This is a genomic window from Simiduia aestuariiviva, assembly GCF_014192475.1.
Lineage (GTDB): Bacteria > Pseudomonadota > Gammaproteobacteria > Pseudomonadales > Cellvibrionaceae > Simiduia > Simiduia aestuariiviva.
On the sequence record NZ_JACHXZ010000001.1, the window covers coordinates 676,846 to 693,818 of the forward strand.

Below are 16,973 nucleotides of genomic sequence, written 5' to 3' on the forward strand. Positions count from 1 at the left end.
ATGATCACTGCACTCGATCACATTGCCATTGCCGTGCCCGATTTGGAAAAGGCGATCAAGCGGTTTATGGAGGACTTTGGTTTAAACTACAACGGTCGCGAAGACGTGGCCACCGCCAAAACCAGTACGGCATTTTTTCCGCTCCCGCCCACGCAAATTGAATTGGTACATCCACTCAATGGCGAGGGTCCGATCGCGGGCTATTTGGAAAAGCGTGGCGGTGGTTTGCATCACCTGTGTTTTCGTACCGATGATATTGAGGCAGACGTCGCCCGGCTTAAAGAAAAAGGTTACCAGTTTTTGTCTGAGCAGCCCTCGCTTGGGGCGCACAACTGCAAAGTGATCTTCATTCACCCTAAAAGTTGCGACGGTGTGCTTATAGAGTTAAGCCAACCCATGGGCGAGCACTGACGGCGGGGTTGAGTAATCACCCTATTACGTGGGGTACCCGCATTGACTATGTACGATTTAAGCAGAATTCAGCCCGCAAATTTGTGGGCAATGAGGCAAACATGACAGAGAAAAAATACACCTTGGCCGAATGGGAAGCGCTGGCCACCAAGCAGATGAAGGGGCTCACGCCTGAGGAAATGGTGTGGCACACGCCCGAAGGCATCCACATTAAAACGCTCTACACGCGTGCAGATTTGGATAAATTGCCCAACGCCGATACCTTGCCCGGATTCGCACCCTATGTGCGCGGTCCACAGGCCACCATGTATGCGGGCCGCCCTTGGACAATTCGCCAGTACGCGGGCTTTTCTACGGCGGAAGAGTCCAATGCGTTCTATCGCAAAAATCTAAAAGCCGGGGCGCAGGGCGTGTCGGTGGCTTTTGATTTGGCGACTCACCGCGGCTACGACTCCGACCATCCGCGCGTATCCGGCGACGTGGGTAAGGCGGGAGTGGCTATTGATTCCGTGGAAGACATGAAAATTTTATTTGACGGTATTCCGTTGGATAAAGTGTCCGTGTCTATGACCATGAACGGCGCGGTGCTACCCATCCTGGCCAATTACATCGTTGCTGCGGAAGAGCAGGGCGTAACACAAGATAAATTGGCGGGCACCATTCAGAACGATATCTTAAAAGAATTCATGGTGCGCAATACCTATATTTATCCGCCTGCGCCATCCATGAAAATTATCGGCGACATTATTGGCTACACCAGCCAACACATGCCGAAATTCAATTCTATTTCCATTTCCGGCTACCACATTCAAGAGGCCGGTGCCGACGCGGCACTGGAACTGGCCTATACGCTTTCCGATGGTCGTGAGTATGTGCGCACGGCACTGGCCGCAGGTCTCGATGTGGACGCCTTTGCACCGCGGCTGTCATTCTTCTGGGGAATTTCCATGAATTTTTACATGGAGATTGCCAAGCTGCGCGCGGGCCGGTTGTTGTGGCACAAAATTATGGAGGAGTTTAAACCGCAAAATCCAAAGTCTTCCATGCTGCGCACCCACAGCCAAACATCGGGCTGGTCGCTCACTGAGCAAGACCCTTACAACAACGTCATCCGCACCACTATTGAAGCCATGGCCGCGGTGTTTGGCGGCACTCAGTCGCTGCATACCAATGCGCTCGATGAAGCTGTGGCCCTGCCCACCGAATTCTCGGCGCGCATTGCCCGCAACACGCAAATTATTATTCAGGAAGAGACGGGCATCACGCAGGTGGTAGACCCCTGGGGCGGTTCCTACATGATGGAAACGCTCACGCAAGAAATTGCCGACAAAGCGTGGGAGCTGATCGAAGAAATTGAAGAAAACGGTGGCATGGCGAAAGCCATTGAGGCCGGCTTGCCGAAATTGCGCATTGAAGAGTCGGCAGCTAAAAAACAAGCGCGCATTGATCGCGGTGAAGATGTGATCGTGGGCGTGAATAAATATGTGCTCGATCAAGAAGACGATCTGGAGATTCTTGAAGTCGATAACGTAGCGGTGCGCGATTCGCAAATTAAGCGCATCAACGAAGTGCGTGCCAGTCGCAATAACGCCGCCGTTGCCCAAGCGCTGGCTGACATTACCGCTGCGGCGAAGACCGGCCAAGGCAATCTGTTAGACTTGTCCGTCAAGGCCGCGCGATTGCGCGCCACTGTCGGGGAGATATCTGACGCTATGGAAGAGGTATTTGGGCGCTATAACGCGCAAGCTCGCACCATATCAGGCGTGTATGGCGCATCCTACGAAAACGACCCTGAATGGACCGCTATTAAAGCCGATATCGAACGCTTTGAAGCGAGTGAAGGGCGCCGCCCGCGTATGCTGGTGTGCAAGATGGGCCAAGACGGCCACGATCGAGGCGCTAAAGTCATTGCGACAGCGTTTGCCGATGTGGGCTTTGATATTGATTTATCACCCATGTTTTCTACCCCCGAAGAGGTGGCTCGTCAAGCGGTGGAAAACGATGTACACGTTGTGGGTGTGTCCTCGCAGGCCGCGGGCCATAAAACGCTCATTCCTGAATTGATTGCCGAGCTGAAGAAGCAGGGCGCCGATGACATCATCGTGGTGGCAGGCGGTGTGATTCCAAAGCAGGATTACGGGTTTTTAGAGCAGGCGGGCGTTAAAGGCATTTTTGGGCCCGGGACTAAAATTCCCGTATCTGCACGCCAAGTACTAGAGGCCATTAAAGCGGCGCGCGCATAAGCGCGTCGCACTCTACTTTATGTGGCCATTTGAGTTTGTGATTCTATGATCGACATTGCGTTATTAAAAGCCGGCAACCGGCGTGCATTGGCGAAAGCCATTACGCTGGTGGAAAGCAAGCTCGATAGCCATCGCGATCAAGCGCAGCAATTGCTAGAGGCGGTGCTGCCAGATTCAGGCAAGAGCATCCGCATCGGGATCAGCGGTATTCCGGGCGTGGGCAAGTCCACCTTTATTGAGGCCTTCGGCAAGCACCTTATTGCGCTGGGTAAAAAGGTGGCGGTGCTAGCCGTTGATCCATCGTCACCAGTGCGCGGAGGCAGTATTCTGGGCGACAAGACGCGCATGGAAGAACTCTCGCGCGAAGCCAATGCGTTTATTCGCCCCTCGCCCTCGGAAGGCGCATTGGGCGGCGTTGCACAAAAGACCCGCGAAACCATGTTGCTCTGTGAGGCGGCGGGCTACGATGTGATCCTGGTGGAAACCGTCGGAGTGGGCCAATCCGAATACGAAGTGGCCGCTATGGTGGATTTCTTTTTGGTGTTGATGCTGCCCAATGCCGGCGATGAATTGCAGGGCATTAAGCGCGGCATAATGGAACTGGCCGATGCGCTGGTAATCAACAAGGCCGATGGCGAAAGTTTGAACCTGGCCACGCGCACACAACAACACTACCAAAGTGCGTTTCACCTCATTCGGCACGGCGCCTTTTGGACGCCGCGCGTGGAAACCTGTTCGGCCCTCAATAAATCCGGTATCGATCAAGTGTGGACCATGATCGAGGACTATAAAGTGCAAGCCGATGAACACGGTGCCTTCCACGGCAAGCGCGCCCGTCAAAACGCCGAGTGGATGAAAAAACTGATCCATCAAATGCTGGAGCGCAGACTCACCGAAAACCCCGCGATTAAACACAAGATGACGGAACTGCAGGCCGGCGTCATCGACAATCGCGTGACGCCCTATAATGCGGCGAAAACAATTCTCGATTTGCTGTAGTCCGGCCCGCTTGGTATCGATTCATCGCTTGTGGCACACTTGCCAGGCGCCGGGACCCCCCCCGGCATTGATGGACCAACAGGCAGGAAACCCTCGGTGGCTGATAAACCCAAGCAACAGTACCCGCAGATGTCTGACATCGCGCGCTTGGCCGGTGTGTCCAAGTCCACTGTGTCGCGCGCATTGTCCGGATCCACCTTGGTCAATCAGCAGACCCGCGACCTGGTAATGCGTATCGCCCGCGAGCAGAACTACAGGCTTAATACCGCCGCTCGCAACTTCCGGTTAAAAGAATCACTCACGTTTGCTGTGCTGTTGCCCAGTGCCAGTGATGTGGACTTTAAACTCTCAGACCCCTTCTTTCTGGAATTGCTCGCGGCAATCGCCGAGGCGGTGGACGAACACGGCCATCAGCTGTTGCTGTCGCGTATCTCTCCTCAGGAGGGCGAGTGGATTGAGGAGTTTATTGATAAGCGTTCGGCCGATGGCGTGATCCTTATTGGTCAGGGCTCGCACCACGACACCATCGACCGCATTGCCGAGCACTTCAAGGCGATTTCGGTGTGGGGAGCGAAAATCAGTGAGAATCAGAACTACCCGGTGGTGGGCAGCGACAATGTACTTGGCGGGCGCAGAGCAACAGAACATCTCTTATCACGCCAACGCCAGCGCATCGTATTTCTCGGATACAAGTCGTTACCAGAAGTGTTGCAGCGCTATCAAGGCTATTGTGATGCGCTGGACGTGGCGGGTATAGCAGTTGAGTCCGAGCTGGTTATTGATGGTTGCTATGGTGAAGCCGATGGCTATAGTGCCATGTGCCACCTGATAGATTCGGGCATCGCGTTCGATGGTGTTTTTGCAGTGAGCGATGTACTTGCGATGTCGGCGATCCTTGCGCTCAAGGAAAATGGTCTGCAGGTGCCGGGCCAGGTATCGGTAGTGGGTTACGACGACATAAGCCTTGCTGCCTACTACAATCCGCCGCTGACCACAGTGCACCAGAACCTTTCATTGGGTGGCAAGGTTCTGGTGGATAACCTGCTGGAGGCACTGGCAGGTCACACGCCCGAGTTCGTCAGCCTGAACCCGGGCGTCATAGTGCGCGGTTCCAGTTAGTTCACAGTGCCCTTGCTCGCAGCGGGTTTTCCCCACCCAGGTCAGTAATATCTACCTCAAACCGGGGCGCGAAGGTCAGCGGTTTGTCCGCGCGCTCAGTGGTGGGCGCAATGCAGCATAGGCGCTGCTGTTGCCAATCGGCAGCCAGCACGGTCATGCCAAACAGGTGTTGGGTATTGCCGAGGACGCTGGTCGTGCGCGCGCCCTTATGCCAGGGGCCGCGCAGTGCGTTGCCGCAGTAAATCCGCATGGTTTTTTCCACCTCCTCGTCGGGTTGTTGCTCGGATTGACGGGTGGAGGCTGCAATAACCAATAGGTACCGATTGCGGGTGCTGTCGGGATAGATTTTTGGCACCTCAAGTTGGCTGTATTCGTCGCTGTCGGGCATCTGCACCGGCGGATAGAGTTCTGCGACGGAAAGTGCGTCGCCGTCGAGCGTCAGGCGCGCCAGTCCCATGGCATTCTGCCGGGCAGTATTTTTTGCCGCCCATACCATCATCAACTCGCCCTGCAGGTCGTAAAACATGAACGGGTCGCGCCACGCGAGAATGGGCCCGCCGGCTTCACCCTGATTGCTGCCCAGCTCGCCTGCGTCACCTAGGTAGTATCCCGCCGACTCGATGTAGTCCCGGTCGCGCTCAGGGCACAACAACAGTTGTTGGCTGCCGTCGGTGGGGCGAACTGAATCCTGCGCCAGAACGCAGGCCAGATTCTGCACGAACAGGCGGTCTGGTCCGCGGTCGCGTATCCCGGTATAGCCAAACAGCCAGCGGCCATCCGTAAGTTGCATCACCGAGCCGCTCCAGATAGTACGCTCATCATGCCGGTCTCGGGCCTGTCCGTGGCGCTGAAAAACGCCTAGATCGCGCCAGCTTGCGCCACCGTCCTGTGAACTGAAGTGACGGATGTGGAAAGGTTGGTGATTACGCTGGTTCGCTTCGAGCGCAGTGCCATCAGGGAGCTGGCGACTTACCGCCAGGCAATAGAGGTGGGTCGTGTCGCCGGAACGGGTGGACCAGGCGTCCCAGAGGTACAGCGCTGGGTGCGCAATACCGGCACGGAAAGTTTGTTTTTCGGGTTCGGGAATCATACTTCGTGCCCTGCTATGCGTGCGTGTGCCAGATAAAACGCGCCCACCAGGCCGGCATCGGCATACGATGGCGGCTCAATAAATTGGTCGATGCCTTGGGGGAACAGCTGGTGCGCCAGATAGTTGCCGATCTGGGAGGAGAAGGCTGCGTTCAGTCGCTGGAATAGCCCCGGCCGCTGCATGACGCCGCCCCCCAGCACGATGCTGTGGGGTGAATAGGCCAGGGTAACTGTTCGGCACAGAGTAGCCAGGTGGTGGGCGAGGTTGTCCCACAATGGGTGGTCGTCGGGCGCCTGCTCAGGTCGGATATCCCAGCGCTTGGCTAGCGCCGGGCCGCAGATCAACCCTTCGATGCAGCGTGGGTGGAACGGGCAAGTGCCCGAGGGTTCGCCTGCCAAGGCTTCGCTGTGCAGGTGCCCGAGCTCCGGGTGCAGGTGGGAATGGAGACTGCTGCCATCGTTACAGAGTCCCACGCCCAGGCCGGTACCGAGCGTGATGTAGGCGAGGCTTTTACCATGCATGGCTCGCGCCCGGTACTCCGCCAGCGCGGCGGCGTTGACGTCTGTGTCAATCACCACCGGGCAGCGAAATTGCGCCAGCGCAGCTCGGAAATCCACACCGGTCCAACCCGGTTTGGGGGTATCCATAAAGGTTCCATAGCTCGGGCTGTCGGGCCGGATATCGATTGGGCCGAAGCTGGCGATGCCAATGCCCGCCGGCGGACCGTGGCGATCGGCAGCCTCCGCGAGAAATGCCTGGCAGCGTTGAAAAGTTTGCTCCGGATGGGTGGTGCTGAAGCGGATCTTCTCTAACGGCTGGTCGTGTGAGTATCCCACCGTAAGATTGAATTTCGTGCCTCCCGCTTCAATGGCGGCAATTAGTGGGCGCTGCATTTGGGGCTCCAAAAAAGCCGGGTCGCAGACCCGGCAAACTAGGATTGTTTTCAGAACTCGTATTTCAGTGACAGGTTGGTCGAGCGGCCCGCAATGGAGCGACCGCGGACATAGTCTGTGCCATTGATGGCGACCGGTGTGTTTTCTTCCGCCTCGGTCATGCCCACTGCATCGGTGAGGTTGTTCACGGACAGCGTGGCGGTAACGCCCTCGGCGAGTTGATAGCGAATGAACGCGTTAAGGTAGGCGTAGCCATCGAGCTTGTAGTCGTTGGCGTCTTGGGCGTAGGAATCCGCGGTACCAATCAGGTTGACGCCCATTGAGTGACCCTGCCAGAAGTAGGTGGCGTTAGCCGAGTAGACCAGATCGGCCTGTCGGCGTGGCTTGTTGCCGATCAGGCTGGCGTCATTGGACGCACTGATTTCGGCGTCGGTCCAGGTGAGTGTGCCAAACAGTGACAGCTTGTCGAAGTTGGCGATCGCCTCCAGTTCCACTCCGGTGGATTCATATTCACGTACCCGCGCGGTATTGGTGGCGCCGCTGGTGCCTTCGGAGTTCACATCGTCGGTTTCCACGTAGAAGGCGGTGGCAAAAATCCCGAAAACATCGCCCTCATTTTTCACACCAAACTCATATTGGCGCACCATGTTTTCCACCGCGCCATCCACTACCCGGCCGTTGGTAATAAAGCCGCCGTCACCCAGCCGGTCGGCGTTTGCGCGGCCACCCTCACTGATGTTGGCAAACAGTGCGGTGTTGTCGTTCAGCAGCCAGTTGGCCCCCAGTGCATAGGAGGTGTAGGCCCAGTCATAGCGGTATTGCGAGCCGGCAATGGCGGCCTGGGTGATGACCTGGGCGTGGCTTTCAGCCAGGCTGATGTTGCCATCGTTGTTGAAATCAATGGCGGCATTTTCGCCAAATGCATAGTGTCCCACACCTTCGCCATCGTCGTAGCGCACACTGGCACTCAGGATGAGGGTGTCGGTGACGTCGGCACTGACAGCCAGATAGACCGCGTCAACCTGGGTAGACAGTTCTGTGTCGCGGTAGCAGCAGTAGCCCCAGTCGGGCGCGCCGTAGGCCACCAGTCCGCCGGTGGTAAGCGCGTTATTGCCTTCATAGGCATCCAGCAGGCGCACATCGTCCGACACGTCGGCCAGGTAGGTTTGCCAGTACCAGTTCACATCCACATCCTGGCTGGCGGTGTAGTAGCCACCGGTAATTTCCATGTTCTCGAATCGCTTGGTCAGGCTGATATCGTTGGTGAAGTTATTCAGGCTTTTGATGTCATTGTCGAAGCTGCGGATATTCTGGATCAGGCCATTGCCATTGAGGTTGGCCAATTCAGACGCCGTCAGTAACTGGCCGGCATTGGCGCCGCTGGCGTAGGCGAGGCCGTCGGCATCAGTAAGCACGCCGGAGATGCCGGATGGGTTCTCTGCGCTGCCCAGTGCTGCGGTAAAGGCGCCAAAGAAATTACCGCTGTTCTGCGCCACCCGGATTTTTTCTTTCAGCGTCAGGCTGTCGGTAAAGTCCACCTCAAATTCGCCGCCAATCACGTGGGAGCTCACCTTGCTGCCGTTGCCGATGCTGGCGTTGCGGATGCCCGTGCCGCCATCGCCGGTGCGTACACGCAGCATTTCGGCCGGCAGGTTGGAGCCGGTCAGCGCGTCGAAGCCGGGCACGCTGTCGCTGCTGGCAAGCATGGGCATCGGCAGGTAGGTGCTGGTCTGGTCGTCGAGCATTTTGACGTAGACTCGAGCATGTCCGCGCTCGAAGCCACGTCGCACGCTGAGCTTGATCTGGCCACCATCATTGCCGTTGAAACCGGTTTCGCGCACGCCTTCACCCTGACGGTAGTAGCCGCCCACGTGGAAAGCCCAGTCGCCCACCGGCAAGCCGTACTCAAAATCCAAGCGGGTGCTGTCGTAGTCCAGCCCGGCGCTCAGGCCGATGGAGCCACCTTCTTCCTCGCCGGTCTTGCTGACAAAGTTGATCACCCCGGCGGGCGAGTTACTCGCCATCGTGGCGGCGGTTGAGCCCTTCAGCGCCTCGATGCGATCAACGCTCCAGTCGTAGCTGATGAAGTTGTCGGCGTTGCCGACGATGATGTCGCCGAACTGCAGTGCCGGCAGCCCATCTTCGTGCAGCTGCAGGAATTTACCGCCGCCCGACGCCACCGGAATACCGCGTACGGAAATGTTGGTATTGCTTTCTCCCGCGGAGGACTCCGAGCGGATGCCGGGGATCGAACGGAATATTTCCGTGGTGGAGCGGGGGACGGTGTTGTCGATCCGTTCATTGCTGACTGTGGTGATCGAGGCCGAGGCGTCCATTTTGGATTTTGCGCCGGGGATGGCTGTGACCACCACCTCTTCCAGAGCCAGTGTTTCCGCCAGGACTGGCGCTGAACAGACCAGCGACAGGCCCGCGATCAGCAGGGCGAGGGGACGGGGGGAAAATGAAGGGGTAGGCTTCATCATGGCGTTGCTCTCCGATTATTGTTGTTGATGGTATTCGTAGGCTCTATAGAGCGCATAGTTGTTGCAACCGATTGCAGCATACTTTGCAACCGGTTGCAATGGGTAATTTTTGTGCATACAATTCAAAAAATAACCATAAACCACTGTGAGAGCTTTCCATGAAACCTGCTGCCGCTAGGCCCGACTTCCGGTCAATCAAGCTGTTGACTTACATGATGTTCTTCATTTTTGCGATGACTACGGACGCCGTCGGAGTCATCATTCCCGAGGTAATCCGGCAGTTTGACCTGAGCCTTACCCAAGCGGCCACCTTCCATTACGGCACTATGATCGCGATTGCCCTGAGTGGCATTTGCCTTGGGTTTCTGGCAGACCGGTTGGGGCGCAAACTGGCTATCTTGCTTGGTTTGGGCTTATTTTCCGTGGCCTGCTTTCTGTTTGTGCTGGGTAGCGGCTTTATCTATTTTCTTTGCCTGCTGCTGGTATCTGGCGTGGCCATTGGTGTGTTTAAGACGGCGGCGTTGGCTTTGGTGGGAGACATATCGGTGGATTGTCGGGAGCACACTTCCACCATGAATCTGGTGGAGGGCTTTTTTGGCGTGGGAGCAATTCTGGGCCCGACCCTGGTCACTTATTTGCTGAGTCGCGGCGTCGACTGGACCTATGTATATCTGTTGGCCGGGATATGTGCAGTGCTGCTGCTCATGCTCGCTTCGCGCACCCGCTATCCCAGGCATGTACAGCCGCAGCGCCCCGTAAAGTGGACGGCGGCCTTCGCCAAGATGCGCGATCCTTATGCTTTGTTTTTTTCTGCTGGTATTGCTTTGTATGTGGTGGTTGAGGCGGCAATCTATGTGTGGATGCCAACGCTGTTGTTGGACTACCAGGGCGACTGGACTGAGCTGGCGGCTTATGCGTTGTCGATATTCTTCGTGTTTCGCGCCGCCGGACGATTCCTTGGCGCTTGGATCCTGATGATCCTGGATTGGAAGCTGGCGCTGGTGCTGTTTACTGGCGGGATTCTGGTTTGTTACATGTTAAGTGTTGCGCTGGGCGTGGACGTGGCGCTTTGGCTACTGCCATTGTCTGGGCTGTTTATGTCGATCGTCTACCCAACGTTGAACTCCAAGGGTATCAGTTGCTTTCCGGTCTGTGAGCACGGGGCAGTGGCTGGCTTGATCTTGTTTTTCACGGCAGTAGCCGCTGCACTCGGTCCGCTTCTGATGGGTGTTCTGGGGGATTGGCTGGGCCATATCAACTACGGCTTTGTCCTGTGTCTGATCTGTGCAGCACTGCTGTGGCTGGGAGCCGTATTCAACTGGCTGAAAGATCCCGCTGCCGAGCGATTGGCGATAGGTGTGTGATGTGGGTGGCGGCAGATTTATTTACAATAGCGGAAATTTATCACAGGAATTTCTATGCTGCCGCCTACCGATGTCGCCCACAAACTCAACGCTTTTTTTGACGAGCACCTGCCGTTAACCGGCTTCATGGGGTTGCGGTTGGACCACTACGACGGCCAGACGCTGGTACTGAAGGCGCCACTGGCGCCGAACATCAATGATAAATCCACCGCCTTTGGCGGCAGCCTCTACAATGCGGCGGTTATGGCCTGCTGGGGCATGATCTACCTGCAGACACAAGCGCGCGGCGTGAAATGCAATCAAGTGGTCGCCGAGGGCAAAATAAAATACAAAGCCCCGGTGCAAGGTGATATCCGTGCCATCTGCCAAGCGCCATCGCCGGACCAACTAAACGCCTTATTTGACGCCTTCAATAGCAACGGCAAAGCCAGTATCTGGCTGAGCGCCACCATAGAATGCAGTGGTCGGCTGGCGGTGGAGTTTGAGGGGAAGTACGCGATTCTAGGCGCTTAGGGAGTTATTACAGGCGCGCTCAAGAATACCCTTGTATTTATTTTCAGCCCTAAATTAGTTGGAGTTTTTAATGTCATTCTGTAAACGCTGAATAACGCTCAATTCTTTCTCTGGCCAATTCCTTATCTGAAGAATGCAGCAATGAGTTGCAGTGGCCCATCAGCCGCTGCATATATTCTGCATGATCCCTATTATTTTTCTCCCAGAATTCGCCCGTCACCGAGACCTGCTTACCTTCACTGCCTTTCCTGACCAATATTGCTTCATAAAACCATTTCCGCTCTTTTATTAGCTGCTCGTGTAGCAGTGTAAAAGGGCCGCCCGCTAAATAGTCTCGCAGATCGAAAATCGAATTGTTGGGGCACAGCAGAAAATCAACAGTGGCGTCTGGATTGTTGGTGACGATGGCGTCCAGCATGCTGGTGGCCAATTCGCCGCCTATGCCTGCGATGATGACAGCATGTCGCGGGCCGGATTTCAGGCGGAGTGTGGCAGCGTCTTGCGTTAGCAGTTGATAGCGGCTGCTGTCGATGTGGGTTAGCAACGGTGGGAGTAGGGCCATGATGTCGGCCACGCGATCGACGAAATGAACCTGCTTGCCGATTTCTCGGGTGAGCAAGTAGCGCCCCAGTAAGCCGTGATCACAGCAGCAATCCCACACTTGATCGTAGGGAGTGCGTGAGTGTTGGCTATGAATAATGCGGGCGAGGAGCTGGAGGCGTTTGCCGAGTTGGATATCCATGGTGACAGTGTGTCCGAATAAGGCAGCAATGCTAGCAGATATCATTGCCATTATGGCAATGACAGCTCAGAAATTAGACTATATTTGCTGCTAGGTGATTGTTTTCATAGGAATGGTGGCTGTGAACAAGGTCGTTTCATCGTTTAACGTTGCAGCATGCGTGTTGGCAGCATGTCTATACGCATCTCAATCTGCTGCAGAGCGCGTGGCGGACGATGGTGAACATGTTCGAAAAGTGACCATTGGTATGGGGAATTTCGAACCCTATTTTGTTGAGCGCAATCAATCCGGAATTTTTGCCGATCTTATTCGTGAGATATTTTCTGAGATTCCTAACGCCGAACCTGCTTTTGTATTTGGACACAGTAATAACTCGCTGCTGGCCAACTATAATGCGGGTCGACTGGATGCCGTAGCTAACCTTTTTGATTCTGCCGACATAGATACATGTAGGAGCGACCCTGTATTTCGGTTTCGGGACGTGGCGATTACATTGGCGGAAGACGCCATATCGATTTCGACGGTGTCAGCACTGAAAGGTAAAAGTATTGTGACATTTGAGGGAGCTCGGAACTTTTTTGGGAGCGAGTTTTCGCAATTGATCGATGACAAACATTATCAGGAAGTGGGCAAGCCAGAGCTACAAGCTAAAATATTATTTAGTCTGCGTTACCAAGTCAGTGTGGGTGACTTGTTTATTTTCCTAAATGCAAAAAAGAAGCTTGAGCAGCGTGCACATTCTTTGAGTGAAGTGGTTGTTCATGACATCTTTCCAAAAATTGAGTCGCGTATGGGGTTCAAGGACGCTGCGCTTTGCCAAACATTTAACGCTGCGCTAAAGAAGGTGCGCGAGAGTGGCCGATACGAAGCAATCTACAGTGATCATCTGCAGGCATTAACGGCCAAGTAGTTTCAGAATTTTACTATTCACGTTATTGCTTGCTTAGTCTCAGTTAAGCATTTTCGAATCTTTTCGATTAGATCCACTTCGTCAATGGGTTTGGCTACATGGGCGTTCATGCCGGCGCTTAGGCTGGCGTCGACATCGTTCTTGACGGCGTTCGCGGTCATGGCGATGATGGGTAGATTGCTGTGCGACTCCTGTGCACGAATCTGTCGAGTGGCTTCAATTCCATCCATTTCTGGCATTTGGATATCCATAAGTACTAGGTCGAATGCCGGTGTGTTTTTAATAATTTCAAGGGCTTCAACGCCGTTGTTGGCCAGTGTTACTGTCGCGCCAAAATCTTCCATCATAAACCGTGCAATTTCCTGATTTATTGGAATATCTTCTACGATCAATACGTTCTTTCCTCGCAAAAGTTGCGTGTAGTCGTCTGGAACCACTTCTGTAGTGGTGGCTTGTGGCTGTTGGTCGATATGTTCAAGACTGATGCTGGCGTCTGGATTTTCCACGGCCAATGTCAGACGTACGGTGACTTGGGTTCCTACGCACAGTTCACTCTCTATTTCTATGGAGCCTCCCATAGACTCCGCCAATTTCTTACATATGCTGAGTCCTAGTCCGGTCCCACCAAATTTTCGAGTGGTGCTTACATCGGCTTGGTGGAAGGCGTTGAAAAGTGTATGAATCTCAGCCTTATCTATGCCAATGCCTGTGTCTTGTACGGTAAATGTCAAGTCGGCCGTGCTGCCCGTTTGGTCTAGGTCGGAAATGGATAAGCTGAGTTTGACCTGGCCGCGCGAGGTGAACTTGATTGCGTTGCCGCAGATATTTAGAAGTATTTGTTCCACTCTTAATCCGTCGCCAATAAACCGCTCTGGTGCGCGCTCTGGCAGGTCGAAGATAAAATCTATGTTTTTAGCCTGTGCTTCAGTTGAAAAGATCGCGTGTATTCTTTTCAGGGATTCGCGCAAATTAAACGGATGCTTGTCTAGAGCGAATTGTCCGGACTCGATTTTGGAGTAGTCTAGCGTTTGATTGATCAAATCCATTAGCGCGCTTGCGGCAGTTTTAGCCTTGGTTAAGTAGTGAGTTTGTTCTGGGGTAGTGGTTGTTTTCATGCATAAAGATATTAATCCTGTGACCGCGTGCAGGGGCGTTCGCAGCTCGTGGCTCATATTGGCCAAAAAGTTTGTTTTTGCTTTGTTGGCGAATTCCGCCTGTTCTTTTGCTTTTTGCAGTTCACTGGTTTTTAGCTTGACTTCTTCTTGAACAGAGGCCGTGTGACCAGTGATGAGCAGGATGAACCCTTGAATGAGCGCCGCCAGTAAAAACCCAAACGTCAAAATATTCCAGCTACTCCAATCTTTTGAAATCAAAGCGAAGTTTTCATCCGGCGAAAATGTAAAGGCTAAGGTTCGCTCGCCAAATTTTGCAGTGTAAACGATGCTTGAGTATCCGCGGGAAGCGGTGGCCTTGTTGTTTATTAAGTCTATTGATTGGTTTCGATCTGTGACGTCCATCAGTGAAAAGTTAAAGTTCTTCACTTTGGCTTTGTCAATTAGGTCTGTAAAAAGCCTATTGAACGTAAACACGCCGCTAATAAAGCCAAGTAATCTGGTGGGTGTATATAAGGTTGTGTTTGCATTGGCGGTTTGGCTGGCGACATGGTGGTAAATCGGTCGATATAAGATAACAGACATCGACGTTTCGGTGGCTTGTACTAACTGCAATGGCTGGGTCGCCACGGGTCGCCGCAAAGCATGGGCATTTTCAAGTGCGCGAAGTCGCGAGGCATTGGCGCCTAAATTCAGACCTACGGCCCGCTCATTTCCTTGCTGCGGGTAAATGTATTGTACAGGGTAGTAGCGTGACCGCTGCTCTGCGGTTACGAGCTCGCCACCGCTGCCAATCTCAGTAAGGCGAAAGGCATCACCTAACTGCTGCTGCATCTGTCGTTCAAATTCCGGGCGATCAGAATTGCTCAGCACAGGTATCCATCCTACCGCAGTAATCAGGTCGTCTTCGGCGAGTAAGATGGAAGAGGCGGCATTGAATCGGTCGGCGCTAATTGATTCAGATCCAATGATGACAGCCTCATAGGCCTTCAACAGATTCTGAGCTACCCCAAGGCGCTCTTCAGCGGCTTGAAATATGTCGGCACTTTCAAGTTTAAGTTGTTGCTCTATTTGCAGCTTGCGGTTCTCCGCAGACCACATAAATACCAACACAATGGCCATGAAAATCGAAATTGTCGGCAGCGCAATGCTGAAGCGTCGAGCCGTTGAAAGGTTCTTGTCTTGCGAAAGCAGAGTGAGCAGCAGGGGGGCGAAGAGCATGGTGCCAATGGTGTCGCCCGCCCACCAGGTAAACCACGTAAATGGCAGATTGCCAGCGTTAATGAGGCCATTGGCTAGCAGCGCAGAGCTCCCAAAGGAGGCGCCTATCACACACCCCAGTGGGCTGACCAAGAGTAAAAAATAGCCAATGTTGCGGGGGGTGTCGATACAAAACACTTCTCCTAAAAAGCGCCGATAAAGCCAGTGGGCCACGCCGGCCTGAGTGGCGGCGCCAACGCAAATCATTGCGGGCAGGGGCAAGAGGCCCCAGCTTAGCGCTGTAAACCCATTGCTGATCACACCCAAATTCAAACAAAAAGAGCCCAGCGCTATGCCGAGAAGTGCCGCAGTGCGTGGCAATAGCATCACACAGGCTAGCGCAATGCCGGCGGCGGGCCATATAGCTGAGGCAAATCCCGGTGGAATGGCGAGCATCAACCCCAAACGGCCCGCAATATAGTAGGCTCCAGCGGCTAGCAGCACATACAGTAGGTGCATAAATTTAGACCCAGACAAAGTCCCAGAAGTTTAGCTCAGCACCCCTACCTTTGCCTGCCGCGGGCGGATATTACCCGCTAGACCTTGAAGTCACCTCATATTGCCCATAGATATAAACCTAGGGATTTCCTATAATCTCCCACCCGACGGCCCAGCGCCGCCGGTGTTCTAGCCGTAACGGCTTATCCGTTACCCCAGAATTTTTGAGTGAATTTTTCCTAATAGAAGTAGAGATTCACGCAGAAAAATTTCGAAATAGGGGGGGCTAAGGCAAGGCACTCAAGGTGAAAAGCGCGGAGTGTACATATGTACATGAGCACTTTGAATCCGCAGAGCAACGCCGCATTAGGCTTCTCTATAAAGAAAAAATTTCAAAGTGTAGTGGTGTGAGATAAGGCGCCCAAGGCACTAAAAGCGAATCGCTACAGGACGTAGCTGATTAGAGCAATGCAGGAGCAATTGCCGAGCGTACATAGGTAAGTGATTGTCTACTTCCTGTATCCAACCCTTCGGGGTGCTCCGCACTCCCAAAATGATCCCGTCATTTTGGTGAGCAGTTTAGTGACCTCAGGGCAACGCAATATCACGCCATTGTACGAAGAAAAGTTTCAAAGTGTAGTGGTGTGAGATAAGGCGCCCAAGGCACTAAAAGCGGAGCGTACATAGGTACGTGAGCAGTTTAGTGACCGCAGGGCAACGCAATATCACGCCAATACACGAAGAAAGGGGGCGATTAGGATTCGACGGCGGTAACAAAACCCGATGTGCATGTCGTGAGGGTAGCCAATCACGTAAATCCAAAGCTGCAAACTATTAGTTGCCAATGACGACAACTACGGTGCCCAACTAGCCGCGTAAGCGGTCTGTGAAGCTCCAACTAAGGGTTCGCCCTTAGCGGTCTTTAGCAAGGTGCCAGTACCGCGTTAAAGACTGTCATATAGAACTGGATCGCTGTGAAGCCTGCCTGGGGTGGATCTGCTAAAACTTATCAGGATCGCAACTTACGTCTTGGCCACTGGGCTGTAAGCTGTTAAATCAAATAGTGGAACTAAGCATGTAGAGCTGACGGCGGAGTACTGTCGGACGGGGGTTCAAATCCCCCCGCCTCCACCAATACAAAACCCCAGTCCTTTTCGGGACTGGGGTTTTTTATTGGCTGGAAGAAGGGGGTATGCAGAACCCCCTTGGGTTCACAAAGCGGCAGGACAGCCGCTTTGCACGCCAAAGGCGCCCCAAAGGGGTGAGGGCCAAGGGCGGCCCGAATGAAATCCCCCGCCCCACCAATACAAAACCCCAGTCCTTTTCGGGACTGGGGTTTTTTATTGGCTGGAAGAAGGGGGTATGCAGAACCCCCTTGGGTTCACAAAGCGGCAGG

12 protein-coding genes and 1 other RNA gene are annotated in these 16,973 nt (G+C 54.1%); 8 read left to right on the forward strand and 5 right to left on the reverse strand.

Going from position 1 to position 16,973, the window contains the following annotated elements; genetic code table 11:
• The 4 genes from mce (at position 1) to FHS30_RS03165 (ending at position 4,772) form a co-directional block, all read left to right on the forward strand.
• Complete coding sequence (gene mce / locus FHS30_RS03150; RefSeq protein ID WP_183908219.1) at positions 1-411, forward strand: methylmalonyl-CoA epimerase; 411 nt, start codon at positions 1-3, stop codon at positions 409-411.
• Positions 412-512: 101 nt separating this feature from the next.
• Positions 513-2,654: a methylmalonyl-CoA mutase gene (gene scpA / locus FHS30_RS03155; RefSeq protein WP_183908221.1), complete on the forward strand. Its 2,142-nt coding sequence runs from the start codon at positions 513-515 to the stop codon at positions 2,652-2,654.
• Between the two features lie 45 nt (positions 2,655-2,699).
• Positions 2,700-3,653 (forward strand): methylmalonyl Co-A mutase-associated GTPase MeaB, encoded by a 954-nt coding sequence (meaB, locus tag FHS30_RS03160; RefSeq protein WP_183908223.1) that lies wholly within the window; start codon positions 2,700-2,702, stop codon positions 3,651-3,653.
• A 96-nt stretch (positions 3,654-3,749) separates the two neighbouring features.
• Entirely contained in the window at positions 3,750-4,772 is a 1,023-nt protein-coding gene (locus FHS30_RS03165) for a LacI family DNA-binding transcriptional regulator (protein WP_343048906.1), read from the forward strand.
• 1 nt (position 4,773) lies between these two features.
• Here FHS30_RS03165 and FHS30_RS03170 read toward each other — a convergent pair whose 3' ends face one another.
• Genes FHS30_RS03170 through FHS30_RS03180 form a run of 3 tightly spaced genes read right to left on the reverse strand, consistent with a single transcriptional unit; the run spans position 4,774 to position 9,238 of the window.
• Positions 4,774-5,862, reverse strand: coding sequence for a glycoside hydrolase family protein (locus FHS30_RS03170; RefSeq protein ID WP_183908225.1), 1,089 nt, complete (start codon positions 5,860-5,862; stop codon positions 4,774-4,776).
• Positions 5,859-6,755, reverse strand: coding sequence for an ROK family protein (locus tag FHS30_RS03175; protein ID WP_183908227.1), 897 nt, complete (start codon positions 6,753-6,755; stop codon positions 5,859-5,861). The genes FHS30_RS03170 and FHS30_RS03175 overlap by 4 nt, the downstream gene beginning before the upstream one ends.
• 50 nt (positions 6,756-6,805) lie before the next feature.
• Positions 6,806-9,238 (reverse strand): TonB-dependent receptor, encoded by a 2,433-nt coding sequence (locus tag FHS30_RS03180; RefSeq protein ID WP_183908229.1) that lies wholly within the window; start codon positions 9,236-9,238, stop codon positions 6,806-6,808.
• Positions 9,239-9,396: 158 nt separating this feature from the next.
• Between FHS30_RS03180 and FHS30_RS03185 the strand changes: the two genes are divergently transcribed.
• Together FHS30_RS03185 and FHS30_RS03190 are read left to right on the forward strand one after the other, a co-directional pair.
• The gene (locus tag FHS30_RS03185; RefSeq protein WP_183908231.1) at positions 9,397-10,602 is read left to right on the forward strand and encodes an MFS transporter; all 1,206 of its coding nucleotides are present in this window, start codon (positions 9,397-9,399) and stop codon (positions 10,600-10,602) included.
• 54 nt (positions 10,603-10,656) lie between these two features.
• A complete protein-coding gene (locus tag FHS30_RS03190) occupies positions 10,657-11,115 on the forward strand; it encodes a thioesterase domain-containing protein (RefSeq protein WP_183908233.1) in 459 nt (152 codons plus the stop codon).
• Positions 11,116-11,188: 73 nt separating this feature from the next.
• Here the strand turns inward: FHS30_RS03190 and FHS30_RS03195 are convergent, their stop codons facing one another.
• Positions 11,189-11,857 (reverse strand): tRNA (adenine(22)-N(1))-methyltransferase TrmK, encoded by a 669-nt coding sequence (locus FHS30_RS03195; RefSeq protein WP_183908235.1) that lies wholly within the window; start codon positions 11,855-11,857, stop codon positions 11,189-11,191.
• A 121-nt stretch (positions 11,858-11,978) separates the two neighbouring features.
• Here FHS30_RS03195 and FHS30_RS03200 point away from each other — a divergent pair, with 121 nt between their 5' ends.
• Positions 11,979-12,767, forward strand: a complete 789-nt coding sequence (locus FHS30_RS03200) for an ABC transporter substrate-binding protein (RefSeq protein ID WP_183908237.1) — start codon at positions 11,979-11,981, stop codon at positions 12,765-12,767.
• A 17-nt stretch (positions 12,768-12,784) separates the two neighbouring features.
• On the opposite strand, the gene FHS30_RS03205 is transcribed toward FHS30_RS03200, so the two are convergent.
• Entirely contained in the window at positions 12,785-15,598 is a 2,814-nt protein-coding gene (locus FHS30_RS03205) for a CHASE domain-containing protein (protein ID WP_183908239.1), read from the reverse strand.
• Positions 15,599-16,323: 725 nt separating this feature from the next.
• On the opposite strand from FHS30_RS03205, the gene ssrA reads away from it, so the two are divergent.
• Positions 16,324-16,711: a transfer-messenger RNA gene (gene ssrA, locus FHS30_RS03210) on the forward strand.
• The last annotated feature ends 262 nt before the right edge of the window (positions 16,712-16,973 follow it).

Coding starts and splice junctions, on each gene's coding strand:
- FHS30_RS03180 (WP_183908229.1), bottom strand. CDS start 9,238: ATGATGAAGCCTACCCCTTCATTTTCCCCCCGTCCCCTCGCCCTGCTG.
- mce (WP_183908219.1), top strand. CDS start 1: ATGATCACTGCACTCGATCACATTGCCATTGCCGTGCCCGATTTGGAA.
- meaB (WP_183908223.1), top strand. CDS start 2,700: ATGATCGACATTGCGTTATTAAAAGCCGGCAACCGGCGTGCATTGGCG.
- FHS30_RS03175 (WP_183908227.1), bottom strand. CDS start 6,755: ATGCAGCGCCCACTAATTGCCGCCATTGAAGCGGGAGGCACGAAATTC.
- FHS30_RS03170 (WP_183908225.1), bottom strand. CDS start 5,862: ATGATTCCCGAACCCGAAAAACAAACTTTCCGTGCCGGTATTGCGCAC.
- FHS30_RS03190 (WP_183908233.1), top strand. CDS start 10,657: ATGCTGCCGCCTACCGATGTCGCCCACAAACTCAACGCTTTTTTTGAC.
- scpA (WP_183908221.1), top strand. CDS start 513: ATGACAGAGAAAAAATACACCTTGGCCGAATGGGAAGCGCTGGCCACC.
- FHS30_RS03185 (WP_183908231.1), top strand. CDS start 9,397: ATGAAACCTGCTGCCGCTAGGCCCGACTTCCGGTCAATCAAGCTGTTG.
- FHS30_RS03195 (WP_183908235.1), bottom strand. CDS start 11,857: ATGGATATCCAACTCGGCAAACGCCTCCAGCTCCTCGCCCGCATTATT.
- FHS30_RS03205 (WP_183908239.1), bottom strand. CDS start 15,598: ATGCACCTACTGTATGTGCTGCTAGCCGCTGGAGCCTACTATATTGCG.